Origin of the sequence: Bacillus cereus group sp. BfR-BA-01381 (assembly GCF_022663555.1) — a bacterium.
Taxonomy (GTDB): domain Bacteria; phylum Bacillota; class Bacilli; order Bacillales; family Bacillaceae_G; genus Bacillus_A; species Bacillus_A pacificus.
In genome coordinates this window covers 1-19001 of the sequence record NZ_JAKUFR010000058.1, presented here as the reverse complement: position 1 = coordinate 19001, position 19001 = coordinate 1, and the positions used below count along the sequence as shown (strand labels likewise).

Sequence of the window (19001 nt, the reverse complement as noted above, 5' to 3'; positions counted from 1 at the left end):
AATCGCTGATATAATTTATTCAAAGGACCAACTATATAATTTCATTTACCGAATCCGGACGTAACGTACCGCAAAAGAGGGCAAATAAAAAAGCTCGGGATTAGCCCGAGCTCTTCATTATTTCTTTTCGTCTTTCTTAGCGTCAGCTTTTTGCTCTTTGAAAAGATCTTTCAAATCTTTATCGTCAACTTTTACGTCAGCTTTTTTGATTTCTTTCATCATAAGGTCGTTCATGAATTCGCCATCTTGTGCTTTCTTTTGAACGATTTCTTTTTTGATGTCAGCTTTAGATTGTTCGAATGATTTTTCTGGCTCTTTAATGTCTGTTACTTTAATGATATGGTAACCGAATTGTGATTTCACAGGTTCGCTTACTTCATCTTTTTTCAGCTTGTAAGCAGCCTCTTCGAATTCTTTAACCATTTTGCCAGGTCCGAAGAATCCTAAGTCTCCACCTTTTTCTTTTGAACCAGTATCTTCAGAGTATTGTTTTGCTAACTCTTCGAAAGATTTACCTTGTCCAAGTTCTTCTTTTACCTTTTTCGCAGTTGCTTCATCTTTTACAAGAATGTGGCTTGCTTTAATTTCAGGCTTGTAGTTATCTTTCAATTCTTTATCAGTGATTGTTTTCTCAATAGCTTTTTCTTGCGCTAATTGAGCACGTACACCAGTTTTTAACGTTTCTTCTTTAATACCTTGTTGTTTTAATAGTGTATCGAATTGATCACCGTATTGTTTTTTCATTTCATCGAACTTTTTGTCTACTTCTTTGTCTTCAACTTTGTAGTTTTTAATAAGTACTTTTTCCATAACCATGTTATTTAGTACTTGTTTACCAGCTTGTGTTTTCATTTGCTCGTAGAATTCTTCTTTTGTAATGTCACCAGCTTTAGATGTAACGATTTTGTCTGATGATGATGTTCCACATGCTGATAATGCGATTACACTTGTTGCGGCTAAGGCAAGCATAGCTTTCTTCATTCGATAAACACTCCTACTATTATGTATTTTTAATTTATCCTATACCAATGAATTTTAGTTCATCAGAGCCCGATTAAGTCTCACTGATACTTTTGCTTTTTTTTGTTGGTAAAGCGCGCTTAACAGGGCTTACCGAGGCTTTAGGATAAAGTTAAGATGCGTGTCATTTATTTCATAGTATAAGCAATATGTACAAAATTTAATATATCATATTTCGACGTGTTTTCATATTGATAAAGAAAAATTAACCAGTACGTGTCAGATTTTGAAGGTGTACCATATTGGGCGTATGCCGCATATACAGAATAGAGGAGGGGATGGGGATGAATTCTCAACTTATTTTATTACTTGTACTGTTTATTTTATTGGTTATAGTAGGTATAATTTGCTTATAGAGGAAAAAAGTGAGGAAGGGGCTTTCCTTCCTCACTTTCCATGAAATATAATTTCTATATAACTAGAAATTAATAAAATTGTTATACATACATTAATAACCCGAAAGACACCGGGTTGGCGGCTCGCAGATATTTGTTTTCGTTCACACAGTGTATGTGTCATGAAATTCGTGTAAAATATAACAAGAAGTGCGAATGCGACAAAAACAACTGTTATAAGTGTCATGAGGCGAGACCTCCTTTTGGCTAAAATACATATACTTTATATATTGTATCATACGATATTTTGTTCGTGTTATAAAATTCAGAAATAGAAGACTTTGTGTTAGAAAGTGAGGGAGAAAATGGACGTTGTTAGAAGATTAGAACAAGCTGAATACTACGTAGACCTACTATTTAAAATGATTGATGAAGAAAAGTGTCCATTTTATTCTTTGATCATAAAGAAAAAAGCTCGTAAAAAAGATGTTGAACGTATACTACATCTTTGTGAAAAGCTGAACGAACAATATGTAGCGGAGAAAGCAGAAGGACTTCTTTTGTTCGATGCGCTGTTAGATCAATTTGAAAAAGCGCTTCCACATCAGCTCGAAGTACACGAAACTGCGGAAGCGCTAGCAAAACAAGGTTTATTCAAACCGCTTATGAATGAATTCTTAAGCATGATTGCGAAAAAGTAAATAGATTACTTCTTAACTAACTTTTGATCGGATTCTGTAAAGTTCTCTTCAATATCTTCTAATGATTTCTCAAAAATATCGATGAAGTCTTGTCCGTAAATGTTACGCAAGATAGCAATCAGTTCGATATTTTCTGGGAACTTCCCATAAAAATTACGAAGTGCAAGAGCCCCATTAAACACTGAATTATTTTCAGGGTCATACTCCTCCATTAAGCGAAGTAGTAATTCTTCCCCTTTGTCTGTAATTTCAATGTACGTATTTCGTTTATCATCTTCTTTTTTCGAGAATACAAGATAGCCACGTTCTTCCAACTTTTTCGAGAAGTTAAACGCAGTTGATACGTGCATAACTCCAAACTTAGCAATCTCAGAAATAGAAGCCCCTTTTAAATGATAAGCGATTGTTAAAATATGATGCTCATTAATGTTTAAATCATAAGGTTTAATCCACATCTGCCAATCTTTCTCTACACATTTCCATAACGCTTTCGATAATTGAGCAATGCGTTGGCTGAAAATCATCGCTTCTTTTACCGAGTAATCTTTTTCTCCACTTTTCATATACTCACCCACTTTAACATTCTTTTTCATTACTATCTATTATGCCAGTAAAATAAAAATTAATAAAGTCTTTTTGTGAGAATTGTGAAAATTTTTTAAAAAAATGACATTCTATACAAATCATGCATAACTATGGAAGCGGTTTATAAGTCGTGAATACATGTGTTGTCCATACATGTTAAGTGATAACATATATTGTAAATGCATAAAAACACGGCATATCTATGTGATATGCCGTGTTAAGGTCAATTTATATAAAAAATATTTGTTATATGCAAAAAACTAAGCAGGAATTTGTTTACGCTTTTTCCGGAACAGCTTCTTGTAGTTTCTCAATTGATTTTTGAATGTCCAAAATCTCTTGCTCAATATGTCGTTTGTTTTGAGAAATATCTTGCTTCCAGTTAGAAAGTGTATCGTGCATGTCGTCTTTTAATTCTTGGAACACTTCTTTACCTTCTGAAGCAGTTTCAACGATTTGACGTTTTAATAATTTTGTATCAGCTGTAATATCAGCTAAAGTCTTTTTAATATCATTTCCTTTTTCTTTTAACTTACCGCGCATGTCTTTGCCAGAAGAAGGAGTTGAGAAAAGAACAGCTAGTCCAGCAACTGCTCCGCCGCAAATGACACCTGTAATAAAGGATTTAGCTTTTGACATAAAAGGAGACCTCCTTATTTTTTGTTCGTATTCATGATGTGAAAAAATATGCATATCTTTAAGACGAGGGAAAGGAAAGTGTGCAGTCCCTGGCATCTTAAGTGGAGAAACAAGCCGTGCCATATTTAATCACTTTAGGAAAGTGGCTTGTTATGTATGACTACTTATTATAGTGTCACTATTTCACGCTATTTGCAATTGTACTTGCGATGTTTTGTAAATTTTCCATTGTGTATTCATTTTGATGTGATTTCCAAACAGCACCGAAACCATCGTTTTCACCGTAGCGTGGAATTAAATGAAGGTGGAAGTGGAACACAGTTTGTCCAGCTTTTTCACCGTTGTTGTTAAGTAGGTTAAAGCCAACTGGATTAAACTCTGCTTTAATCGCATTTGCGATTTTTGGAACGACAGAAAAAATGTGTGATGCGATTTCTGGCGTTAACGCAAAAATGTCTTGTTTGTGAACTTTTGGAATAACAAGAGTATGTCCTTTTGTTACTTGACTAATATCTAAAAATGCAAGCACATGTTCATCTTCGTATACTTTTGAGCAAGGGATTTGCCCATCAATAATTTTACAAAAAATACAATTGTCCGCTGTATGATTCATTGATCTCATCCTTTCAAATATCCTTAGCCGTATTTTACCATAATTACATAAGAGAACAAACACGAAAAACAGGAAGCTGACTCAGCTTCCTGTTTTCTGAAGAGGGATTGAAAAAGCATTATCGTAATTTACGTTTCGCAGACACCTCATTTATTTAAGAAATGCACGGTAAATCGGCTAAAGTTTCTGCCGTAGACACCCCATTTTCAAGTGAAATGAATTGCAATCTTTTATAAAATGAAATTGTTTATTTTTTAAAACAGTATATGCTCTTTCAGAGACACCCCGTTTCGAAAATGAAACAAATGATCTGGTTATGTGTAAATTTCTTTGTCCAACATGGACACCCCATTTCATGATGACTTCACTATGTTGTTGTACTCATCAATAGGTGGTCGCTTTTTCAATGTGTTCCTTCTTCAATAATTATGATGTCCGCTTTCGTAATAATATATGCGAACAAATTTAAATTTTTTTTGAACACATCCATACTATGTAGTACAGCGTAATTTTTGGTAAGATAAATATAGAACGAATATAAATGAAGAAAGTGGTGTCGTATGAGCGAGTTATTGCGTGTAGAAAATGTTACAGGAGGATATACGAAACGACCTGTATTAAAAGATGTTTCGTTCTCTGTGAATAAAGGCGAACTTGTCGGCTTAATCGGTTTAAATGGAGCGGGTAAAAGTACGACGATTAAACATATTATCGGTTTAATGGAACCGAAAAAAGGAACTGTCACAATTAATGGGAAAACAATTCGTGATGATATGACAGCGTACCGTTCTAGTTTTTCGTTCATCCCAGAAACACCAGTATTATATGATGAGCTAACGCTAGAAGAACATTTGAAGTTAACAGCGATGGCTTACGGCGTTGATGAAAAACAATATGAAGAACGTGTAGGACAATTATTACAAGAATTTCGTATGAAAAATCGTTTGAAATGGTTTCCGTCTCATTTCTCAAAAGGGATGAAACAAAAAGTAATGATTATGAGTGCATTTTTAGTGGAGCCATCTCTTTACATTGTGGACGAACCGTTCGTTGGGCTTGATCCGTTAGCGATTCAATCACTCCTTCAAATGATGGATCAAATGAAAAAGAGCGGTGCAGGTATTTTAATGAGTACACATATTTTAGCGACGGCAGAGCGTTATTGTGATTCGTTCATAATTTTGCATCAAGGCGAAGTAAGAGCGAAGGGAACATTATCTGAGCTGCAATCACAGTTTCATATGCCAGGTGCAACGCTAGATGATATTTATATTGCATTAACGAAGGAAGAAGATTATGAATAGCACAGCGTTATGGAAAGAACGATTTCGTCACTTTCTACAAGAAGTTCGTACATATAGTAAATACGTATTTAATGATCATTTAAAATTTATTTTCGTATTCATCATCGGCGCAGGAGCGTATTATTACCAGCAATGGTTACAAACGTTAACACCTTCGTTTCCGACTGCGCTCGTTATGGCAGTGTTACTTGGATTCGTATTAACGGCCGGATCTATTCAAACGTTATTAAAAGAAGCGGATCTCGTTTACTTACTGCCAGTTGAAGAAAAGTTAAAACCATATTTTACAAAGGCGTTTCTTTTTACGTTTATGATTCAGTTGTACATAATCCCAATTGTAGCGGCAGCGCTTGCTCCGTTATACTTCCAGCAAATGAAGCAAACAGGAGCGGCTTACATATGGGTTGTAATCGCGTTTATCATTGTAAAAGCGTGGAATTTATTTGTAGCGTGGGAAAAGTCATTTTTAACAGACCAAAATATACAAAGAGCCGATTGGTTCATTCGATTTATTTTAAACGCCTTATTTGTGTATTTCCTTGTAGACCGTACTTCCGTTATGTTTATTAGCGGAATCGTTCTTCTCATGGTGTTATACCTCGTTATCATGCATCAAATGGTGAAGGGAAAGCCGCTGAACTGGGAGTATTTAATTTCTGAAGAAGGTAAAAAGATGATGCTGCTGTACCGCATCGCGAATATGTTCGTTGATGTACCAGCATTAAAAGAGAGAGTAGCACGCAGAAAATGGCTTGATGTCATTCTGTCGATGATAGGCGAAAAGCGTACCTATTTATACTTATATACGAGAACTTTCTTAAGATCTGGTAACTATTTTGGCTTATATGTGCGCCTGCTCGCTCTTGGCGGAGTTATTCTTTACTTTATTCCGTTTTTATATGGACGATTTATCGTAAGTCTTATCTTCCTATACTTAATCGGTTATCAGCTATTAACTTTATGGAAACATCACCGTATGAAAATTTGGCTTGATTTGTACCCAGTAGGCGGAGAAGCGAAGAAAAAAGATTTTCTTACTTTATTAAATGCAATTCTTATTACAGGTAGCGTTATATTTACAATTATATTTGCACTTGCTACGAAAGATTTCATGATGACGGGAATTTTACTAGTCGTAAGCATAGTATTTAGTATCGGTTTCGTTTATCAATACGGGGCAAAACGTATTGAGCGTTTAAATTGAAGGGAATGAACCTATGATTACATATGAAGAAAAGGTTATAAAAGAACTGGAGCAGTGGAAAGCTACATTCATGAAAGATTCTTCTATGATGACACGGTTCTCAAAGAAAGTGCAGACGAAAGTACAACAGCTTATTCCGGCGAAAGTACAAAAAGTATTAACAGAAACGATTCGGATGATGGTGCAAACAATTAGTGCCGGATCAAACTTTATAAAGCCGAAATTAAAAGAGACGAACTGGTCGTTACAAAGACGAGATGATGAAGTACGTAAAAAAATGGATGAGTACAAAAAAATAGCAGCGGCAGAAGGAGCAGGGACGGGAGCAGGCGGTATTCTCCTTGGCCTTGCTGACTTTCCGCTTCTACTCGGTATTAAAATTAAATTTTTATTCGATGCAGCAACATTGTACGGATTTGATACGAGCGACAAAGAAGAGCGCCTTTTTATCCTTCACGTTTTCCAACTTGCCTTTTCAAGTGACGACCACCGAAAAGAAATATGGAAAGCAATCGAAACATGGGATACAGAAGAAGAAAATCATATGGACTGGGAAAAGTTCCAAACAGAGTACCGAGACTATATTGATTTAGCGAAAATGCTTCAGCTTGTACCCATAATCGGTGCCCCGGTCGGTGCATATGCGAACTATCAATTACTGCAAAGACTTGGGGAAGTAACGATGAATTGTTATCGTATGCGATTGTTGAATAAGGATTAAAAAGAAAGCATCCTAAATGTGTGATTTAGGATGCTTTTTTGTTTTAATGATTAATGCTTGAAAAGAAGAAGGTATAATTCAGATTGTCTTTTTAGCGTTTTAGGCTGAAATTAGTGGTGGAGGTAGTTGACATGTAATAAGGTAATTATGAATCTAGATGATCTAATCCTCATCCAACAACTGAATAATTTTGCCGTTTACTAATTGAAACAAAGAATTTTCTGTTTTTCTGGTCTTTTACATGACCAGAAACTCGAATCATACCACCACTAACGGCAGGCCTGATATCAACTTTAGTCACTATAACATCAATATTTTCTTTTTTCTTAATATGTTCTATGGCAGCTGTAGCAGCTTTTTCTTTTGTTATATTTCTATCGTGAATAAAGGATGTAGTACAGCCTATGGCTAAAAATATAATTGCTAAAATGATTAAAATTATAACCCTTTTCTTTTTTGATTGATCCATATGTATCTCCTTAAATTTCTTTATATTATTTTTTATAAAGAAATAATATAAAACGAATCGTTAACTAATCGTGTTTTAGTTCAAAATTTTTCGTGGTTGAAATGGAACCGATGTGATAATCATTAGCGTATTCAACATCTGCCGAGAATGTTTTATTTTTATCATCTTTCACATGTCCTGAAATCCAAACACTTTGAAAGTCCTTCGGGGCAAATTGATGTTTAGTAATCACTACGTCTAGATTTTCTTTTTCTTTAAAATATTGAATTGTAGTTTCTGTTGCTTTATTAATTATTTGTTGTTCCTCATTCTTTTGATTTATCGTACATCCCCCTAAAATACTTAAAATAAATATAAAGAATAGAAAAAAACTAATTTTCTTGATTGTAATATCCATATTTATCCTCCGTGAATGTTATCTTAATTATAAGAATATATCAAATGTTGTAGAAGACAAATGTTTTGAGTAATAAAAATGAAGTTTTAGATTCTACTTTCTATCAATTAGCAGACACAACGTATAAATCTGATAAAGATACTGAAGAAGAAGTTGTTATTACCAATAAAGAAGGTCGAAGTTTACAAGCATAGGAAAAGGGAGGAACATTCCACGATAAATCGGAATGGACCCAGTGGTCTTTGAATGAGATATAAATGGGGAAAAGCATGTTATGGTAGATTTCCGAGGGACAGAAGGGGATAAAATTATAGAGGAAAACTCTTTAGGCATTCCGATGAAACCAGGGGAAGGTATGAAGGATTTAAAAACAGATACTAATCATCTTGTTAAGAAAAAATTTTCATATGCTAAAATATTTTACGTAAAAAAGACACTCTAGTGAGTGTCTAATGATTATTCTTTTAATTTTAGATTTTTAGAGTATGATCTAGAACTTATATTATACTCTCCACCCCCATATTCTACACCTACTCCAAACGTTTTGCTTTTATCTCCTTTAACATGTCCATCTATAAATACAGTTTGAAAATCATTGGGGGAGAACTCATGTCCTGTAATTACTACATCTAGCTCCTCTCTTTCTTTAAAATATTTAATGGTTACCTCTTCTGCCTTTGCTACTATTTCTTTTTCTTCATTTGTTTTATTATTCATACTGCATCCACCTAAAAGGATAAGTGCAAGGATAATGAATAATCTTATACCATTTTTTTTCAATCAAAATTCCTCCATTAATGTTATTTTATATTTAGAATATATTAAATTATCTGGTGGTGGGGATGTTTTGAAGGAAAATGATAAAGTTTTAGATTCAAGTTATTATCAGCTGTCAAGGTTTGCTTATCGTGGTGATGAGAATTTAGGAAACAGTATTGAGGTCACCGAGAACAAAGATAATTGATGAACTAATTCATAAGGGGAAAACTGGTTTATCTAGTGATGAAAAAGTATGTTGGGAAGCGATGATACAAGCGGGAAAAATCTTGTTAGAAGATGGTGCAGTAACTCCTTTCTATAAAACGGGACGCTCATACTTATAACGCTCGTCTATTAAAGGGCTTGTGACGAATGATTTTGGGGGAGAATTTAATTTTAAATGGACTGAAGTTAAATAATGAAATGACATTGCGGTATGATGGTAACTAAAAAGAGTCTCTAAGGAGGCTCTTTTTTAACTAGTCCATAAAAAAGAAACTCTAGTGAGTATCTAATGACCTAGTTTTTTCATTCTAGACTTTCAGAATATGTTCTAGAAGTGACTCTATAATCACTATCTCCATATTCGACATGCACTGTAAATGCTTGATTTTTATCGTCTTTAACATGTCCTTTTATAAAAACAGTTTGAAAATCACTCGGAGCAAATTCATATCCAATAATTACTACATCTAGATTTTCTTTTTCCTTAAAATATTGAATGGCTGTTTCATTTGCTTTTTCAACTATTTGTTGTTCCTCATTCTTTTGATTTATAGTACATCCACCTAAAAGGATAAGTGTAAAAATAAAGAATAATCTTATATCACATTTTTTCACGAACAATCACTCCATGAATGTTGCGTTATATTCCTCTTAACTAAATTGTATATCCACAGAATATGGTGTGGATGGGTATAAAGAAACGGGACTCTAAAGTAAAAGGTTATTAGTTTTTAAGTTTTTAATGTCAGAAGTCAGGCTGATTGAATAGTCATCCTAGCCTTTATATACACATGAAATAATTAGAATTAATATGAATGCCCAACAAAAATATATTGTATTTTCATATTATTTTCAGTCATCATAACTAATACTTTCAACCCTATATTTATCTCTATAATTTATATCTGCAGTTATTTTACGATTTGGATTATTGGTTACATGACCCGATACAAAAGTTACTCCAAAATCTGCAGGGCCGAATTCGACTTTTGTCACTGTAACATCTAGTTTTTTATTCTCTTTAAAATGTTGGATTGCGATCTTTGTCGCTTTTTCTTTTAATGCTATTTCTTCATTGTTCTCTTGTTTGTTCACATACATAAACCCTCCAATAAAAAATATGATTATTATTAACAAAACCCCCTTTTTTTTCAAAAAAATCACCCTCTCCTAATAATAAACTATTTATTATAGGAGTAAAAGAATGAAAGAGAGTGCAGTTTTAGATCGAATTTATTATGATTTGGCAAAGGGAGCATATAGGAATGATTTAGGTAAAAATTATGAGATAAAGGATTATACAGATCAAAAAATAGTTTTACAAAAATGAAAAGTAGGAGAAACATTCCACGACAAACAAACCGGAATGAACGCAGTGGTCTTTGAACGAGATGTCGATGGGTAAAAGCAAGTTATGGTAGCTTTCCGAGGAACAGAAGAGAACAAAATTATTGAAAAAATCTCTTTAGGCGTCCCAATGAAGCCAGGGAAGGTATGAAGGATTTGAAAACGGATACAAATCATTTTGTTAATAAAAAAATTTATACGCTAAAATATTTTATGTAAAAAAAGACACCATAAAGTGTCTTTGATAGACTTGGTAACCAAGCCCTATATATTATATTAATCTTAAATATTATTAAATTTTTTTAGATTTATTATTAATAATTTAATTTAAAGTTTTCAGAACGAGATATAGAACCTACCCTATAGTCCCCATCACCAAATTCTACATCTACTGAGAATTCTTTACTTTTATCATCCTTAACATAACCATCTATAAATACAGTTCGAAAATCATTTGGAGGAAAGCTATGCCCTGTAATTACTACATCTAAATTATGTTTTTCTTTAAAATATTGAATGGTTGTTTCTTTTGCTTTATTAACTATTTGTTGTTCAGTATTTTTTTGATCTATAGTACATCCCCCTAAAATACTTAAAATAAATGTAAAGAATAGAAAAAACTAATCTTTTTGATTTTAATATCCATATTTATGCTCCAATAATGACATCTTGATTATATAAAATATCGTGATAGAAGGAATGTTTTTAGTGAAAAAAGCACTCACTTTTTCTGATAGCGGGTGCTTTTTAGTTTTCTTTCTTATAAGGAATACTCCTGAATGAAAAAAGCAAACTTAAATAATTATGTTGACGTGAAACTATTAGATTTAGTGTTTAAAATCAAAATTATTAGATGCTGAGATAGAACCAATATGATAATCATTAGCATATTGGACTGAGGCGGTAAACTTTTTACTTTTGTCATTTGTTACATAACCTGAGATAAGGATAGTTTGAAAATCTTTTGGTCCAAATTTATGATCAGTGATTGTTACATCTAAGTCCTCTGTTTCTTTAAAATATTTAATCGTTACCTCTTCTGCCTTTGTTACTATTTCTTTTTCTTCATTTGTTTTATTATTCATACTGCATCCACCTAAAAGGATAAGTGTAAAGATAAAGAATAATCTTATAGCATGTTTTTTCACGAATAATCACTCCGTTAATAGTGCGTTATATTCCTCTACAATAAATTTTTATCTTCACTGAACATTGTGTGGTGAAGTATAAAGAAAAGCCACTCTAAAGTGCCCAGATTATTAGTTTTTAAGCTCTAAATTTTTGGAGTGAGACATAGAGCTTATATGATATTCTCCTCCATCATATTCTGCCTCCATAGAAAAAATCTTATTTTTGTTATCTTTCACATGTCTGTTTATAAAAACTATTTGAAAATCATTGGGAGCATATAAGAATAATTTAGATAAAAATTATGGGAAGTGTTAGTATTTTAATTTTAAACTTTTACTTTTAGAAATTGAACCTATCGTGTATTTATCTCTGCTATATTGAATAGTTATATTAAATGTTTTGTCTTTATAATCTTTGACATGCCCAGAGATATAAATGGATTGTAGGTCTTTAGGACCAAACTCATGGCCAGTAATTACTACGTCCAAATCTTGCTTTTCCTTAAAGTATGTAATGGTTGTCGCTTTTGCTTCTTTTACTACTTTTTCTTCATTGTTTTTTTGATCCATATTACATCCCACTAAAGTACTTAAAATAAGTATAAATAATAAACAAAAACTAAATTTTTTAATAGTAATATCCATATTTCTCCTCCATGAATGTTATCTTAATTATAAGAATATATCAAATGTTGTAGGAGAAAAATGTTTTGAGTAACAAAAATGAAGTTTTAGATTCTACTTTCTATCAATTAGCAGACACAACGTATAAATCTGATAAAGATACTGATGAAGAAGTTGTTATTACCAATAAAGATGGTCGAAGTTTACAAACATGGGAAAAGGGAGAAACATTCCACGACAAACAAACCGGAATGGACGCAGTAGTCTTTGAACGAGATGTCGATGGGAAAAAGCAAGTTATGGTAGCTTTCCGAGGAACAGAAGGGGATAAAATTATAGAGAAAAACTCTTTAGGCATTCCGATGAAGCCAGGAGAAGGTATGAAGGATTTAAAAACGGATACAAATCATTTTGTATTACGAGAAGGTGTTCATGAACCAGCAGCACCTCCAGTAGCAGGAACTGAGAATGCAGGTTCAAAGAAATATTGGAATGAAGAGAATCAGCGCTGGGAAACACATAATCAATTTGAACAAGCTGAAAGGGTCATGAAACAAGTAACGGATACATATAAGGGCAGGGACGATGTGGAGATATATACGACGGGTCATTCATTAGGGGGAGCTTTAGCGGAATATGCAGCGGCATCTAATGACAATGTAAGATGTATGTCATGGAATGCGCCAAGTGCAAAACATTTGTTACCGCCTGATTTACAAGAAAGAGCTAATAATGGAGAATTTAGAGGTAGAATTGTTTCGATTGTTCACGGATCAGATTCGATCGGTTATGGTCCTTTTGGTCCATATGATGGTCATATAGGTTCAACTTATGCTGTTACACCACCTGTTACGAAAGAAGACCTTTCTAAATTACCATTGGAACAAAGATTATTGTTTGAAGCTAATCGCTTTTTGGACTCCGTAAAAGATAAGCCTGGATTTCATTATCAAAATGATAAGTATTTCAAGATAGGTAAAGATGGAAATTTATCAAGTTCCTATCTTTTGAATTTAGATACAGGAGAAAGAGTATATGATTCACCTGGTAAGTTATTAGGTGGGGGAGAGATTCGTGTAGTTGTAGAGAATTTGGAAAAAGCCGTAAGAGATATGAAGCGAAACGCACAAGAATTTCAAGATAGAGTACCAAGGTTAATTTCTAATATGATGACATTATTAGAAACGGCTGAAAGTAGACGGGTAGAAGCTAAAGTAAATAATATACGCGCACATGTAGAGCATTTAAGTTTTTGGTACATACGAACAGCGACGGAAATTTCAGAGTTTATTGAGAAGAAAGCCGATGATTATAAGAAGACGGATCAACAATATTAAGGGAGAAGATTAGGATGCCGAGAATTTACTTAAATGAAGAAGTATTGAGCCAAGCTTTACAACAATTTGACCAGATGATTCAAGATTTAAACCATAATAAAAGGGTTGTAAGTAATGTACATAATTTACTCTTATCAAGCTGGTCTCAACTTGGGGTAGGAAAAAAAGCCATTAGCGATTTAGAATCTTTTAAAAAAGATATCGAAAGAAGAATGGAAGAATTAGAGTCTGATAAAAGAGAGTTAAAGGGTGCGATTGATTTATTAAAAGCGCTGGACCAAAGCTATGATTATATGGGGCCTAAATATTAAATTACAAGAAGCACTCACAAAGGTGCTTTTTGTAGTTTAACTGGATTCAAGATTATTGTAGTCATTATTAAGGAATATGATCCTAGATCCGTAATGTAGATTGAAAAAGTAATATACAGGTTTGAATCAAACTTGCAAATGATTATTTTTTATTTTACAATTTATTTACCGACCGGTAAGTAAAAATAAGTGAGGTACAGTATGACAAAGAATTTACAAACATCGCAAAACATTGTAGAGGCGTCATTTAAACTTATGGCAGAGCACGGCATTGAGAAGATGAGCCTTTCCATGATTGCGAAAGAGGTAGGTATTTCAAAACCGGCTATTTATTATCATTTTTCTTCTAAAGAAGCGTTAGTGGACTTTTTATTTGAAGAAATTTTTTCTGGGTATCATTTCGTGAGTTATTTTGATAAAGAGCAATATACGAAAGAAAATTTTGCAGAAAAGTTAATCACAGATGGTTTACATATGCTCTCTGAGTATGAAGGACAAGAAGGAGTACTGCGCGTTATAAATGAATTTATCGTAACTGCGGCGCGAAATGAAAAGTATCAGAAACGCTTATTTGAAATACAAGAAGAGTTTTTAAATGGTTTCCATGATTTATTGAAGAAAGGTGTGGAACTTGACGTTGTGTCACAACAGGCAACGGAAGAAAATGCTCATACGTTAGCGCTCGTGATCGATAATATGAGCAACTACATGCTCATGGGATTCCAGTTAAAGTATAAAGAAATTTGGATTCGGAATGTGAAAAACGTCATGAAGGAGGAGTAAAGATGAAAATGCAAAAAAACTGGTGGCTCGGTTTTCTTGGGTTTATTGGGGTGTATAAAATTCCAGGCATGATAGAAGCTTTTCAAGCGGATGGAAATTGGATGAAGTTAATCGGTTTCATTTGGCTACTTTGGTTCGGATATTTTATTCCTGAGAAGAAAGAAGATTAAATTTCAATTTTCTGTAAGGTTATGTAAAATATAGATTGAGACTATTTATATATTAGATTACTAGATTTGGAGTGGTTACATGGAGCCATTGAAAAATGAAATTCACCCTGACATGGTCAAGGTGTGGAAAGTTCGGGCTTTAATTGAAGAAGGAATCGGTATACTCGTCATGTTAGCTTACCTTTTCCTCATGATAAAGTTTGATTGGTGGGCGTGGATTTTGTATGTGATGATTGGACTAACAGTTGTGTTCGCACCATTTTCGTACTTCTTATTCCCGAAACTACGTCAGCGTTATTACAGCTACCAACTAAATGAAGAAGAACTTGAAATTCAACACGGTCTTTTCGTCGTAAAGCGCGTATTAGTACCGATGATTCGTGTACAGCACGTGACGATTGAACAAGGGCCGATTATGAGAAAATACGGTTTAGCAGAATTACACATTTCAACAGCAGCAACTTCTCACAGCATTCCAGGCTTAACGATGTATGAAGCGGAAATGTTGAAAACGAAAATCGCAGAATTAGCGAAAGTGAGTGATGAGGATGTATAAGAGGCAGCATCCAATCACGATGTTATTAGAATTAAAAATAACAGACTTTATCCCACTCATTATTTTCATGTTTAGTTTAAACGGAAAATTTCCGTTTTGGTATTTAATTCCCGCTGCATTCGGTTTACTCACCGTTTTTTCAGCGTTTGAAAAATGGTATTACACAACGTATTGGGTTGAAAATAACGTATTACATGTGAAACAAGGTCTCTTCGTGAAGAAGGAGAGCTACTTAAATAAAGAACGTGTTCAAACGATTAATACAAGTTCTAACGTGCTATATCAAATGCTTGGCTTAAAGAAAATTCAAATCGAAACAGCTGGCGGAGGCGATGATGCGGAAGTAAGCTTAGCTGGAATTAAGGAAGATGAGGCGAAGGAGCTTATTTCCTTACTCAATGAGCCAACTCCAGAAGTGAAAGCAGAAGAAACGATAGACGAAGCAATAGAAAATACAGTAGAAAAAGAAATCGTTACAGAAGAAAAACAAACGACAGAATATAAATTGACTTGGAAGGAAATTTTATTAGCCTCTGTTACATCGGGTCAGTTTGGGCTATTATTCTGGTTAATCTTTTTCGTGTATCACCAAGTAGATGAGTATATTCCGAAATGGATAGAGAATAGCGTAAAGTCGTATGTAATGAAACATGATATATATGGCTGGATTTTCATGGTAGCTATTTTGCTTGTCCTTTCGTGGATTATATCTACAATCGGGTATGCGCTAAAACATGGAGATTTCACAGTAAATCGAAGAAATGACGAAGTCCGCATTTCACAAGGATTACTTGAGAAAAAAGAACTTGTCCTAAAGTTACATCGTATTCAAGGGATTACGATAAAAGAAAGTATTTTACGTCAGCCATTCGGCTATTGTGCTGTGCAAGTAGAAGTTATTCAAAGTAAGGGAACGGATGATGAAAAAGAAAAAGTTACACTGCATCCAATCATTCGAAAAGACCGAGTACAACAGTTACTCGCGCATTTACAACTACCATACGAACTGAATACAAATATTATTTCATTACCAAAAGCAGCATTACGCCGCTATCTCATTGATAGCTTCATCTTCTTCGCAATGATAGCTATCCCGCTTATTGGAATAAGTATATACTTTGAAAAGCACTTCATTATGTGGGCATTAATTCCGCTCGCGATCCTCATCTTTACACTTGGATACGCAACATTTAAAACAAATGGTTACAGTGTAGATGGAGAGCAAATTACACTTGTATATCGCAGCGTCGGAAAATATACCGGACTTGTCAGAAGAAGACACGTCCAATCAATGGAGAAGACGCAATCCTATTTCCAGCGCCGCGCGGATTTATGTACGTATAAGTTCTCCAGTGCATCATCGAGTTATAAATTAGAGCATACGAGAGTAGAGGATGCGGAGAGAATGCAGGATTGGTATAAGAAGAGAATAAGTGAAAATTAAGTGGAATGCTCGTCTTTTGCGGAAGGCGGGCTGTTTTTTATGTGAAAATAATGAATAATATATTTTGACGATATAGCTGATTCCTTTTATGGAGTTATTAAAAAACAGTATAGTTTCTAGGGAGTTAACATAGGATTTGAAGTGATTTAAAGATGATGGAACAAAATAAAGTGAAACTTTAATCAGTGTGGGTTTTCTTCATCCCCACTGATTATTAGTTGAACTAATCGGACTTTTATGGGCAGTTGATCCCCACCTAAATTCTTTGCTCTCGCTGAATTTTGAGATGGGGTCTTACTGCCCATTAAAGTAGGATAAAACAAATTGAACAAAAAAACTTGCAAAACTAAAAGAGCAGTTGTATATTAATTGATGCATCAAATATTGATATATCAATTAATATTTTAATAAGTAAGAAGGAGGAATTTTCGAAAACGTGTTATTCAGACGATGTCGGAATTGTATATAAGCTATAAGGTTAAAGCGAAGATAGAGGGGGCACAATACTGTGGAAATAATCGCAGTTATTTTAGTCGGGATCGTAGCATTAGAACATTTATTTATCATGATCCTCGAAATGTTTTTTATGAATTCAAAAGTGGCAAAACGTGCTTTTAAATTACCTGAGCATTTAGAAGGAGATCGAAACGTAGCCATTATGTTTGCAAACCAAGGTTTATATAATGGATTTTTAGCCGTTGGTCTCATTTGGGGACTTATACTTGGTTTCAATTCAATTGGTTATATGGTTCAATTATTCTTTGTAATGTGTGTGGTAGTAGCAGCTCTGTTCGGCGGTTTCACATCTAATAAATCAATTATTGTGAAACAAGGGCTTCCAGCTATATTAGCGTTGATTGCCCTTTTAATTGTGATATAGAACTAAAGCGTTTGTATAAAAGAACTCATTTTTGAAAAATACGTTATTCTTTCCTCCTGTAGGTTCATAGGAAAGAATAGCGTATTTTTTCTTTTTAAGGGGGTATATCCTTCAATTTAATCAAAAATGTAAATTCTTTTTTTAGCGCGATTGTTATGAAAATACGTATTACATTAAGGATTGGAACCGGATTAACGCTTTAAAATATAGAAAGTGGGGAAAATAATGTAAAAAAAACTATTGTATGTTTAAAAACCCTGTGTTACATTTGTGTTACAGGATAGTTACAAACTGTAAATTATATTGCAGTTTGTTTTCTTTTGTTTTTCGATATGTTACAAAATGAAGTGCGTATCGAATCGTCAGAAGATATATGAAGTTTAAAAAATAAAAATAGTTTTTCTATGTGTATAAGAGTGTGTGTAGTAAAGAGCCTGGTGAGAACTTTGCGCACATTATTAAAATTCCTTTCTGTCTTTAAAAGAAGAAGAAAACCAACTACCAACTATTTAGGAGTTTTAAGTAATGATAGTAAATGAAATGTACTTCCTTTCCCACACACAAAGTACATCTTTACTTTCAGTCTAATTACTACACAGACTTTTATACATATAAAGCTAGTGTTTTAGGGGATATATAGGAGGAGAAAAAATGAAAAAGTTATTAATGGTAATTGGACTTACATTTTTAATGTTAGCTGGATGTAGTAATGGGAATTTTGACAAAGCAATGGATGAAGGAAAGACCGCGTTAACGAATAAGGAGTATAAAAATGCCTTATCATCATTTGAAAAAGCGCTAGATGAGAAAAAAGATGATTCAGATGCAAAGATGCTTGTAGAACAAACGAAAGTAATGATTGAAGCTGTGAAGTTAAAAGAAGAAACAAAAGTAGAAGAATCAATCAAGTCATTTGAAAAAGTAGAGAACATGAAGAATGGAAATACTACGCTTGTAAAACAAGCGAAGGAAGAACGAACAGCATTATTAGCTATCGTCGAACAAAAAAAGAAGTATAGCGAGCAACTGGTGAAAAGTGAAGAGTTAATAAATAAGAAAAATTACGCAGAAGCGAAAGATATATTAAATAAGCTAGTTTCAGAAACAAAAGATAACAAAAATCTTGAAGAATATAATAAAAAGGCTTCAGGATTAATTACTAAAATTGGTGAAGCAGAAAAGAATGCAACGGTAGCGAAGGCAGAAAAAACTAATGTAGCAACGAATCAAAAGGTAACAACAGAGAAGCCTCAAAAAGTAGAGACAGAAAAGAACCAAAAGCTAACGACAGAGAAGCCTCAAAAGGTAGAAGTAGAAAAGAACCAAAAGGTAACGGCAGAGAAGCCTCAAAAAGTAGAAACAGAAAAGAACCAGAAGGTAACGACAGAAAAGAACCAAAAAGTAGAGACAGGAAAGACTCAAGATGCATTTACTTTTGAGAAAGCGA

At 33.7% G+C, this 19001-nt stretch carries 26 protein-coding genes and 3 pseudogenes; 16 read left to right on the top strand and 13 right to left on the bottom strand.

The window, feature by feature from the left end; all coding sequences use genetic code 11:
* Positions 1-117: 117 nt before the first annotated feature.
* Both prsA and MR079_RS18955 read right to left on the bottom strand, forming a co-directional pair.
* Positions 118-981, bottom strand: coding sequence for a peptidylprolyl isomerase PrsA (gene prsA / locus MR079_RS18960; protein ID WP_000710071.1), 864 nt, complete (start codon positions 979-981; stop codon positions 118-120).
* 426 nt (positions 982-1407) lie between these two features.
* Positions 1408-1602, bottom strand: coding sequence for a hypothetical protein (locus MR079_RS18955; RefSeq protein ID WP_000172692.1), 195 nt, complete (start codon positions 1600-1602; stop codon positions 1408-1410).
* Between the two features lie 118 nt (positions 1603-1720).
* On the opposite strand from MR079_RS18955, the gene MR079_RS18950 reads away from it, so the two are divergent.
* Complete coding sequence (locus MR079_RS18950; protein ID WP_000383660.1) at positions 1721-2056, top strand: DUF1878 family protein; 336 nt, start codon at positions 1721-1723, stop codon at positions 2054-2056.
* Positions 2057-2061: 5 nt separating this feature from the next.
* On the opposite strand, the gene MR079_RS18945 is transcribed toward MR079_RS18950, so the two are convergent.
* The 3 genes from MR079_RS18945 to MR079_RS18935 form a co-directional block, all read right to left on the bottom strand.
* Positions 2062-2619: an HTH-type transcriptional regulator Hpr gene (locus MR079_RS18945; RefSeq protein WP_000834918.1), complete on the bottom strand. Its 558-nt coding sequence runs from the start codon at positions 2617-2619 to the stop codon at positions 2062-2064.
* A 298-nt stretch (positions 2620-2917) separates the two neighbouring features.
* Positions 2918-3280 (bottom strand): YtxH domain-containing protein, encoded by a 363-nt coding sequence (locus MR079_RS18940; protein WP_000030301.1) that lies wholly within the window; start codon positions 3278-3280, stop codon positions 2918-2920.
* Between the two features lie 178 nt (positions 3281-3458).
* A complete protein-coding gene (locus MR079_RS18935; RefSeq protein WP_001016840.1) occupies positions 3459-3893 on the bottom strand; it encodes an HIT family protein in 435 nt (144 codons plus the stop codon).
* Between the two features lie 560 nt (positions 3894-4453).
* Here MR079_RS18935 and ecsA point away from each other — a divergent pair.
* From ecsA to ecsC, 3 genes are read left to right on the top strand one after another with little or no spacing between them, the layout of a single operon-like run.
* On the top strand, positions 4454-5197 hold the full coding sequence (gene ecsA, locus MR079_RS18930; protein WP_001292602.1) for an ABC transporter ATP-binding protein EcsA: 744 nt from the start codon (positions 4454-4456) through the stop codon (positions 5195-5197).
* Positions 5190-6401, top strand: a complete 1212-nt coding sequence (gene ecsB / locus MR079_RS18925; RefSeq protein WP_242294434.1) for an ABC transporter permease EcsB — start codon at positions 5190-5192, stop codon at positions 6399-6401. The genes ecsA and ecsB overlap by 8 nt, the downstream gene beginning before the upstream one ends.
* A gap of 13 nt (positions 6402-6414) precedes the next feature.
* The gene (gene ecsC / locus MR079_RS18920) at positions 6415-7122 is read left to right on the top strand and encodes an ecs operon protein EcsC (protein ID WP_000634125.1); all 708 of its coding nucleotides are present in this window, start codon (positions 6415-6417) and stop codon (positions 7120-7122) included.
* Between the two features lie 169 nt (positions 7123-7291).
* Here ecsC and MR079_RS18915 read toward each other — a convergent pair whose 3' ends face one another.
* Complete coding sequence (locus MR079_RS18915; protein ID WP_242294433.1) at positions 7292-7591, bottom strand: hypothetical protein; 300 nt, start codon at positions 7589-7591, stop codon at positions 7292-7294.
* Positions 7592-7655: 64 nt separating this feature from the next.
* Positions 7656-7988: a DUF1433 domain-containing protein gene (locus MR079_RS18910; protein WP_277933128.1), complete on the bottom strand. Its 333-nt coding sequence runs from the start codon at positions 7986-7988 to the stop codon at positions 7656-7658.
* Positions 7989-8053: 65 nt separating this feature from the next.
* Between MR079_RS18910 and MR079_RS29460 the strand changes: the two genes are divergently transcribed.
* Together MR079_RS29460 and MR079_RS29455 are read left to right on the top strand one after the other, a co-directional pair.
* Positions 8054-8182 carry a hypothetical protein gene (locus MR079_RS29460; protein WP_277933127.1) on the top strand — a complete coding sequence of 43 codons (129 nt, stop codon included), beginning with the start codon at positions 8054-8056 and terminating at the stop codon, positions 8180-8182.
* A gap of 9 nt (positions 8183-8191) precedes the next feature.
* Positions 8192-8388 (top strand): annotated as a pseudogene (locus MR079_RS29455) (lipase family protein); the annotation flags it as partial.
* Positions 8389-8444: 56 nt separating this feature from the next.
* On the opposite strand, the gene MR079_RS18900 reads toward MR079_RS29455, so the two are convergent.
* Positions 8445-8768 (bottom strand): hypothetical protein, encoded by a 324-nt coding sequence (locus MR079_RS18900; RefSeq protein WP_242294431.1) that lies wholly within the window; start codon positions 8766-8768, stop codon positions 8445-8447.
* Between the two features lie 173 nt (positions 8769-8941).
* Here MR079_RS18900 and MR079_RS18895 point away from each other — a divergent pair.
* A pseudogene (locus tag MR079_RS18895) lies at positions 8942-9166 on the top strand (peptide ABC transporter substrate-binding protein); the annotation flags it as partial.
* 109 nt (positions 9167-9275) lie between these two features.
* Here MR079_RS18895 and MR079_RS18890 read toward each other — a convergent pair.
* A complete protein-coding gene (locus MR079_RS18890) occupies positions 9276-9587 on the bottom strand; it encodes a hypothetical protein (RefSeq protein ID WP_242294430.1) in 312 nt (103 codons plus the stop codon).
* Positions 9588-9824: 237 nt separating this feature from the next.
* A complete protein-coding gene (locus tag MR079_RS18885; protein ID WP_242294441.1) occupies positions 9825-10073 on the bottom strand; it encodes a hypothetical protein in 249 nt (82 codons plus the stop codon).
* A gap of 103 nt (positions 10074-10176) precedes the next feature.
* Between MR079_RS18885 and MR079_RS18880 the strand changes: the two are divergent.
* Positions 10177-10502 (top strand): annotated as a pseudogene (locus tag MR079_RS18880) (lipase family protein); the annotation flags it as partial.
* 131 nt (positions 10503-10633) lie between these two features.
* On the opposite strand, the gene MR079_RS18875 reads toward MR079_RS18880, so the two are convergent.
* The 3 genes from MR079_RS18875 to MR079_RS18865 form a co-directional block, all read right to left on the bottom strand.
* Entirely contained in the window at positions 10634-10918 is a 285-nt protein-coding gene (locus tag MR079_RS18875; protein WP_242294440.1) for a hypothetical protein, read from the bottom strand.
* A 228-nt stretch (positions 10919-11146) separates the two neighbouring features.
* Entirely contained in the window at positions 11147-11467 is a 321-nt protein-coding gene (locus tag MR079_RS18870; RefSeq protein WP_242294429.1) for a DUF1433 domain-containing protein, read from the bottom strand.
* 294 nt (positions 11468-11761) lie between these two features.
* Complete coding sequence (locus MR079_RS18865) at positions 11762-12019, bottom strand: hypothetical protein (protein WP_396022963.1); 258 nt, start codon at positions 12017-12019, stop codon at positions 11762-11764.
* Between the two features lie 140 nt (positions 12020-12159).
* On the opposite strand from MR079_RS18865, the gene MR079_RS18860 reads away from it, so the two are divergent.
* The 8 genes from MR079_RS18860 to MR079_RS18825 all read left to right on the top strand — a co-directional run.
* Positions 12160-13410 (top strand): lipase family protein, encoded by a 1251-nt coding sequence (locus MR079_RS18860; RefSeq protein WP_242294427.1) that lies wholly within the window; start codon positions 12160-12162, stop codon positions 13408-13410.
* 14 nt (positions 13411-13424) lie between these two features.
* Positions 13425-13721 (top strand): hypothetical protein, encoded by a 297-nt coding sequence (locus MR079_RS18855; protein WP_001137439.1) that lies wholly within the window; start codon positions 13425-13427, stop codon positions 13719-13721.
* Between the two features lie 201 nt (positions 13722-13922).
* Positions 13923-14504, top strand: coding sequence for a TetR/AcrR family transcriptional regulator (locus MR079_RS18850; protein WP_139868844.1), 582 nt, complete (start codon positions 13923-13925; stop codon positions 14502-14504).
* Between the two features lie 2 nt (positions 14505-14506).
* Positions 14507-14674, top strand: a complete 168-nt coding sequence (locus tag MR079_RS18845) for a hypothetical protein (RefSeq protein WP_000783813.1) — start codon at positions 14507-14509, stop codon at positions 14672-14674.
* Between the two features lie 79 nt (positions 14675-14753).
* Entirely contained in the window at positions 14754-15230 is a 477-nt protein-coding gene (locus MR079_RS18840; RefSeq protein WP_098923405.1) for a PH domain-containing protein, read from the top strand.
* The gene (locus tag MR079_RS18835; RefSeq protein WP_242294426.1) at positions 15223-16674 is read left to right on the top strand and encodes a PH domain-containing protein; all 1452 of its coding nucleotides are present in this window, start codon (positions 15223-15225) and stop codon (positions 16672-16674) included. Before MR079_RS18840 ends, MR079_RS18835 begins: the two co-directional genes overlap by 8 nt.
* 508 nt (positions 16675-17182) lie before the next feature.
* Complete coding sequence (locus MR079_RS18830) at positions 17183-17554, top strand: DUF1304 domain-containing protein (protein ID WP_139868840.1); 372 nt, start codon at positions 17183-17185, stop codon at positions 17552-17554.
* Between the two features lie 651 nt (positions 17555-18205).
* Positions 18206-19001, top strand: a 796-nt coding sequence (locus MR079_RS18825) for a hypothetical protein (protein ID WP_242294425.1), incomplete at its 3' end; no start/stop codon positions are given.

Excerpts from the sequence above, each read along its gene's own strand:
- prsA (WP_000710071.1), bottom strand. The coding sequence starts at position 981 with ATGAAGAAAGCTATGCTTGCCTTAGCCGCAACAAGTGTAATCGCATTA.
- MR079_RS18955 (WP_000172692.1), bottom strand. The coding sequence starts at position 1,602 with ATGACACTTATAACAGTTGTTTTTGTCGCATTCGCACTTCTTGTTATA.
- MR079_RS18950 (WP_000383660.1), top strand. The coding sequence starts at position 1,721 with ATGGACGTTGTTAGAAGATTAGAACAAGCTGAATACTACGTAGACCTA.
- MR079_RS18945 (WP_000834918.1), bottom strand. The coding sequence starts at position 2,619 with ATGAAAAGTGGAGAAAAAGATTACTCGGTAAAAGAAGCGATGATTTTC.
- MR079_RS18940 (WP_000030301.1), bottom strand. The coding sequence starts at position 3,280 with ATGTCAAAAGCTAAATCCTTTATTACAGGTGTCATTTGCGGCGGAGCA.
- MR079_RS18935 (WP_001016840.1), bottom strand. The coding sequence starts at position 3,893 with ATGAATCATACAGCGGACAATTGTATTTTTTGTAAAATTATTGATGGG.
- ecsA (WP_001292602.1), top strand. The coding sequence starts at position 4,454 with ATGAGCGAGTTATTGCGTGTAGAAAATGTTACAGGAGGATATACGAAA.
- ecsB (WP_242294434.1), top strand. The coding sequence starts at position 5,190 with ATGAATAGCACAGCGTTATGGAAAGAACGATTTCGTCACTTTCTACAA.
- ecsC (WP_000634125.1), top strand. The coding sequence starts at position 6,415 with ATGATTACATATGAAGAAAAGGTTATAAAAGAACTGGAGCAGTGGAAA.
- MR079_RS18915 (WP_242294433.1), bottom strand. The coding sequence starts at position 7,591 with ATGGATCAATCAAAAAAGAAAAGGGTTATAATTTTAATCATTTTAGCA.
- MR079_RS18910 (WP_277933128.1), bottom strand. The coding sequence starts at position 7,988 with ATGGATATTACAATCAAGAAAATTAGTTTTTTTCTATTCTTTATATTT.
- MR079_RS18885 (WP_242294441.1), bottom strand. The coding sequence starts at position 10,073 with ATGTATGTGAACAAACAAGAGAACAATGAAGAAATAGCATTAAAAGAA.
- MR079_RS18865 (WP_396022963.1), bottom strand. The coding sequence starts at position 12,019 with ATGGATCAAAAAAACAATGAAGAAAAAGTAGTAAAAGAAGCAAAAGCG.
- MR079_RS18855 (WP_001137439.1), top strand. The coding sequence starts at position 13,425 with ATGCCGAGAATTTACTTAAATGAAGAAGTATTGAGCCAAGCTTTACAA.
- MR079_RS18850 (WP_139868844.1), top strand. The coding sequence starts at position 13,923 with ATGACAAAGAATTTACAAACATCGCAAAACATTGTAGAGGCGTCATTT.
- MR079_RS18845 (WP_000783813.1), top strand. The coding sequence starts at position 14,507 with ATGAAAATGCAAAAAAACTGGTGGCTCGGTTTTCTTGGGTTTATTGGG.
- MR079_RS18840 (WP_098923405.1), top strand. The coding sequence starts at position 14,754 with ATGGAGCCATTGAAAAATGAAATTCACCCTGACATGGTCAAGGTGTGG.
- MR079_RS18835 (WP_242294426.1), top strand. The coding sequence starts at position 15,223 with ATGTATAAGAGGCAGCATCCAATCACGATGTTATTAGAATTAAAAATA.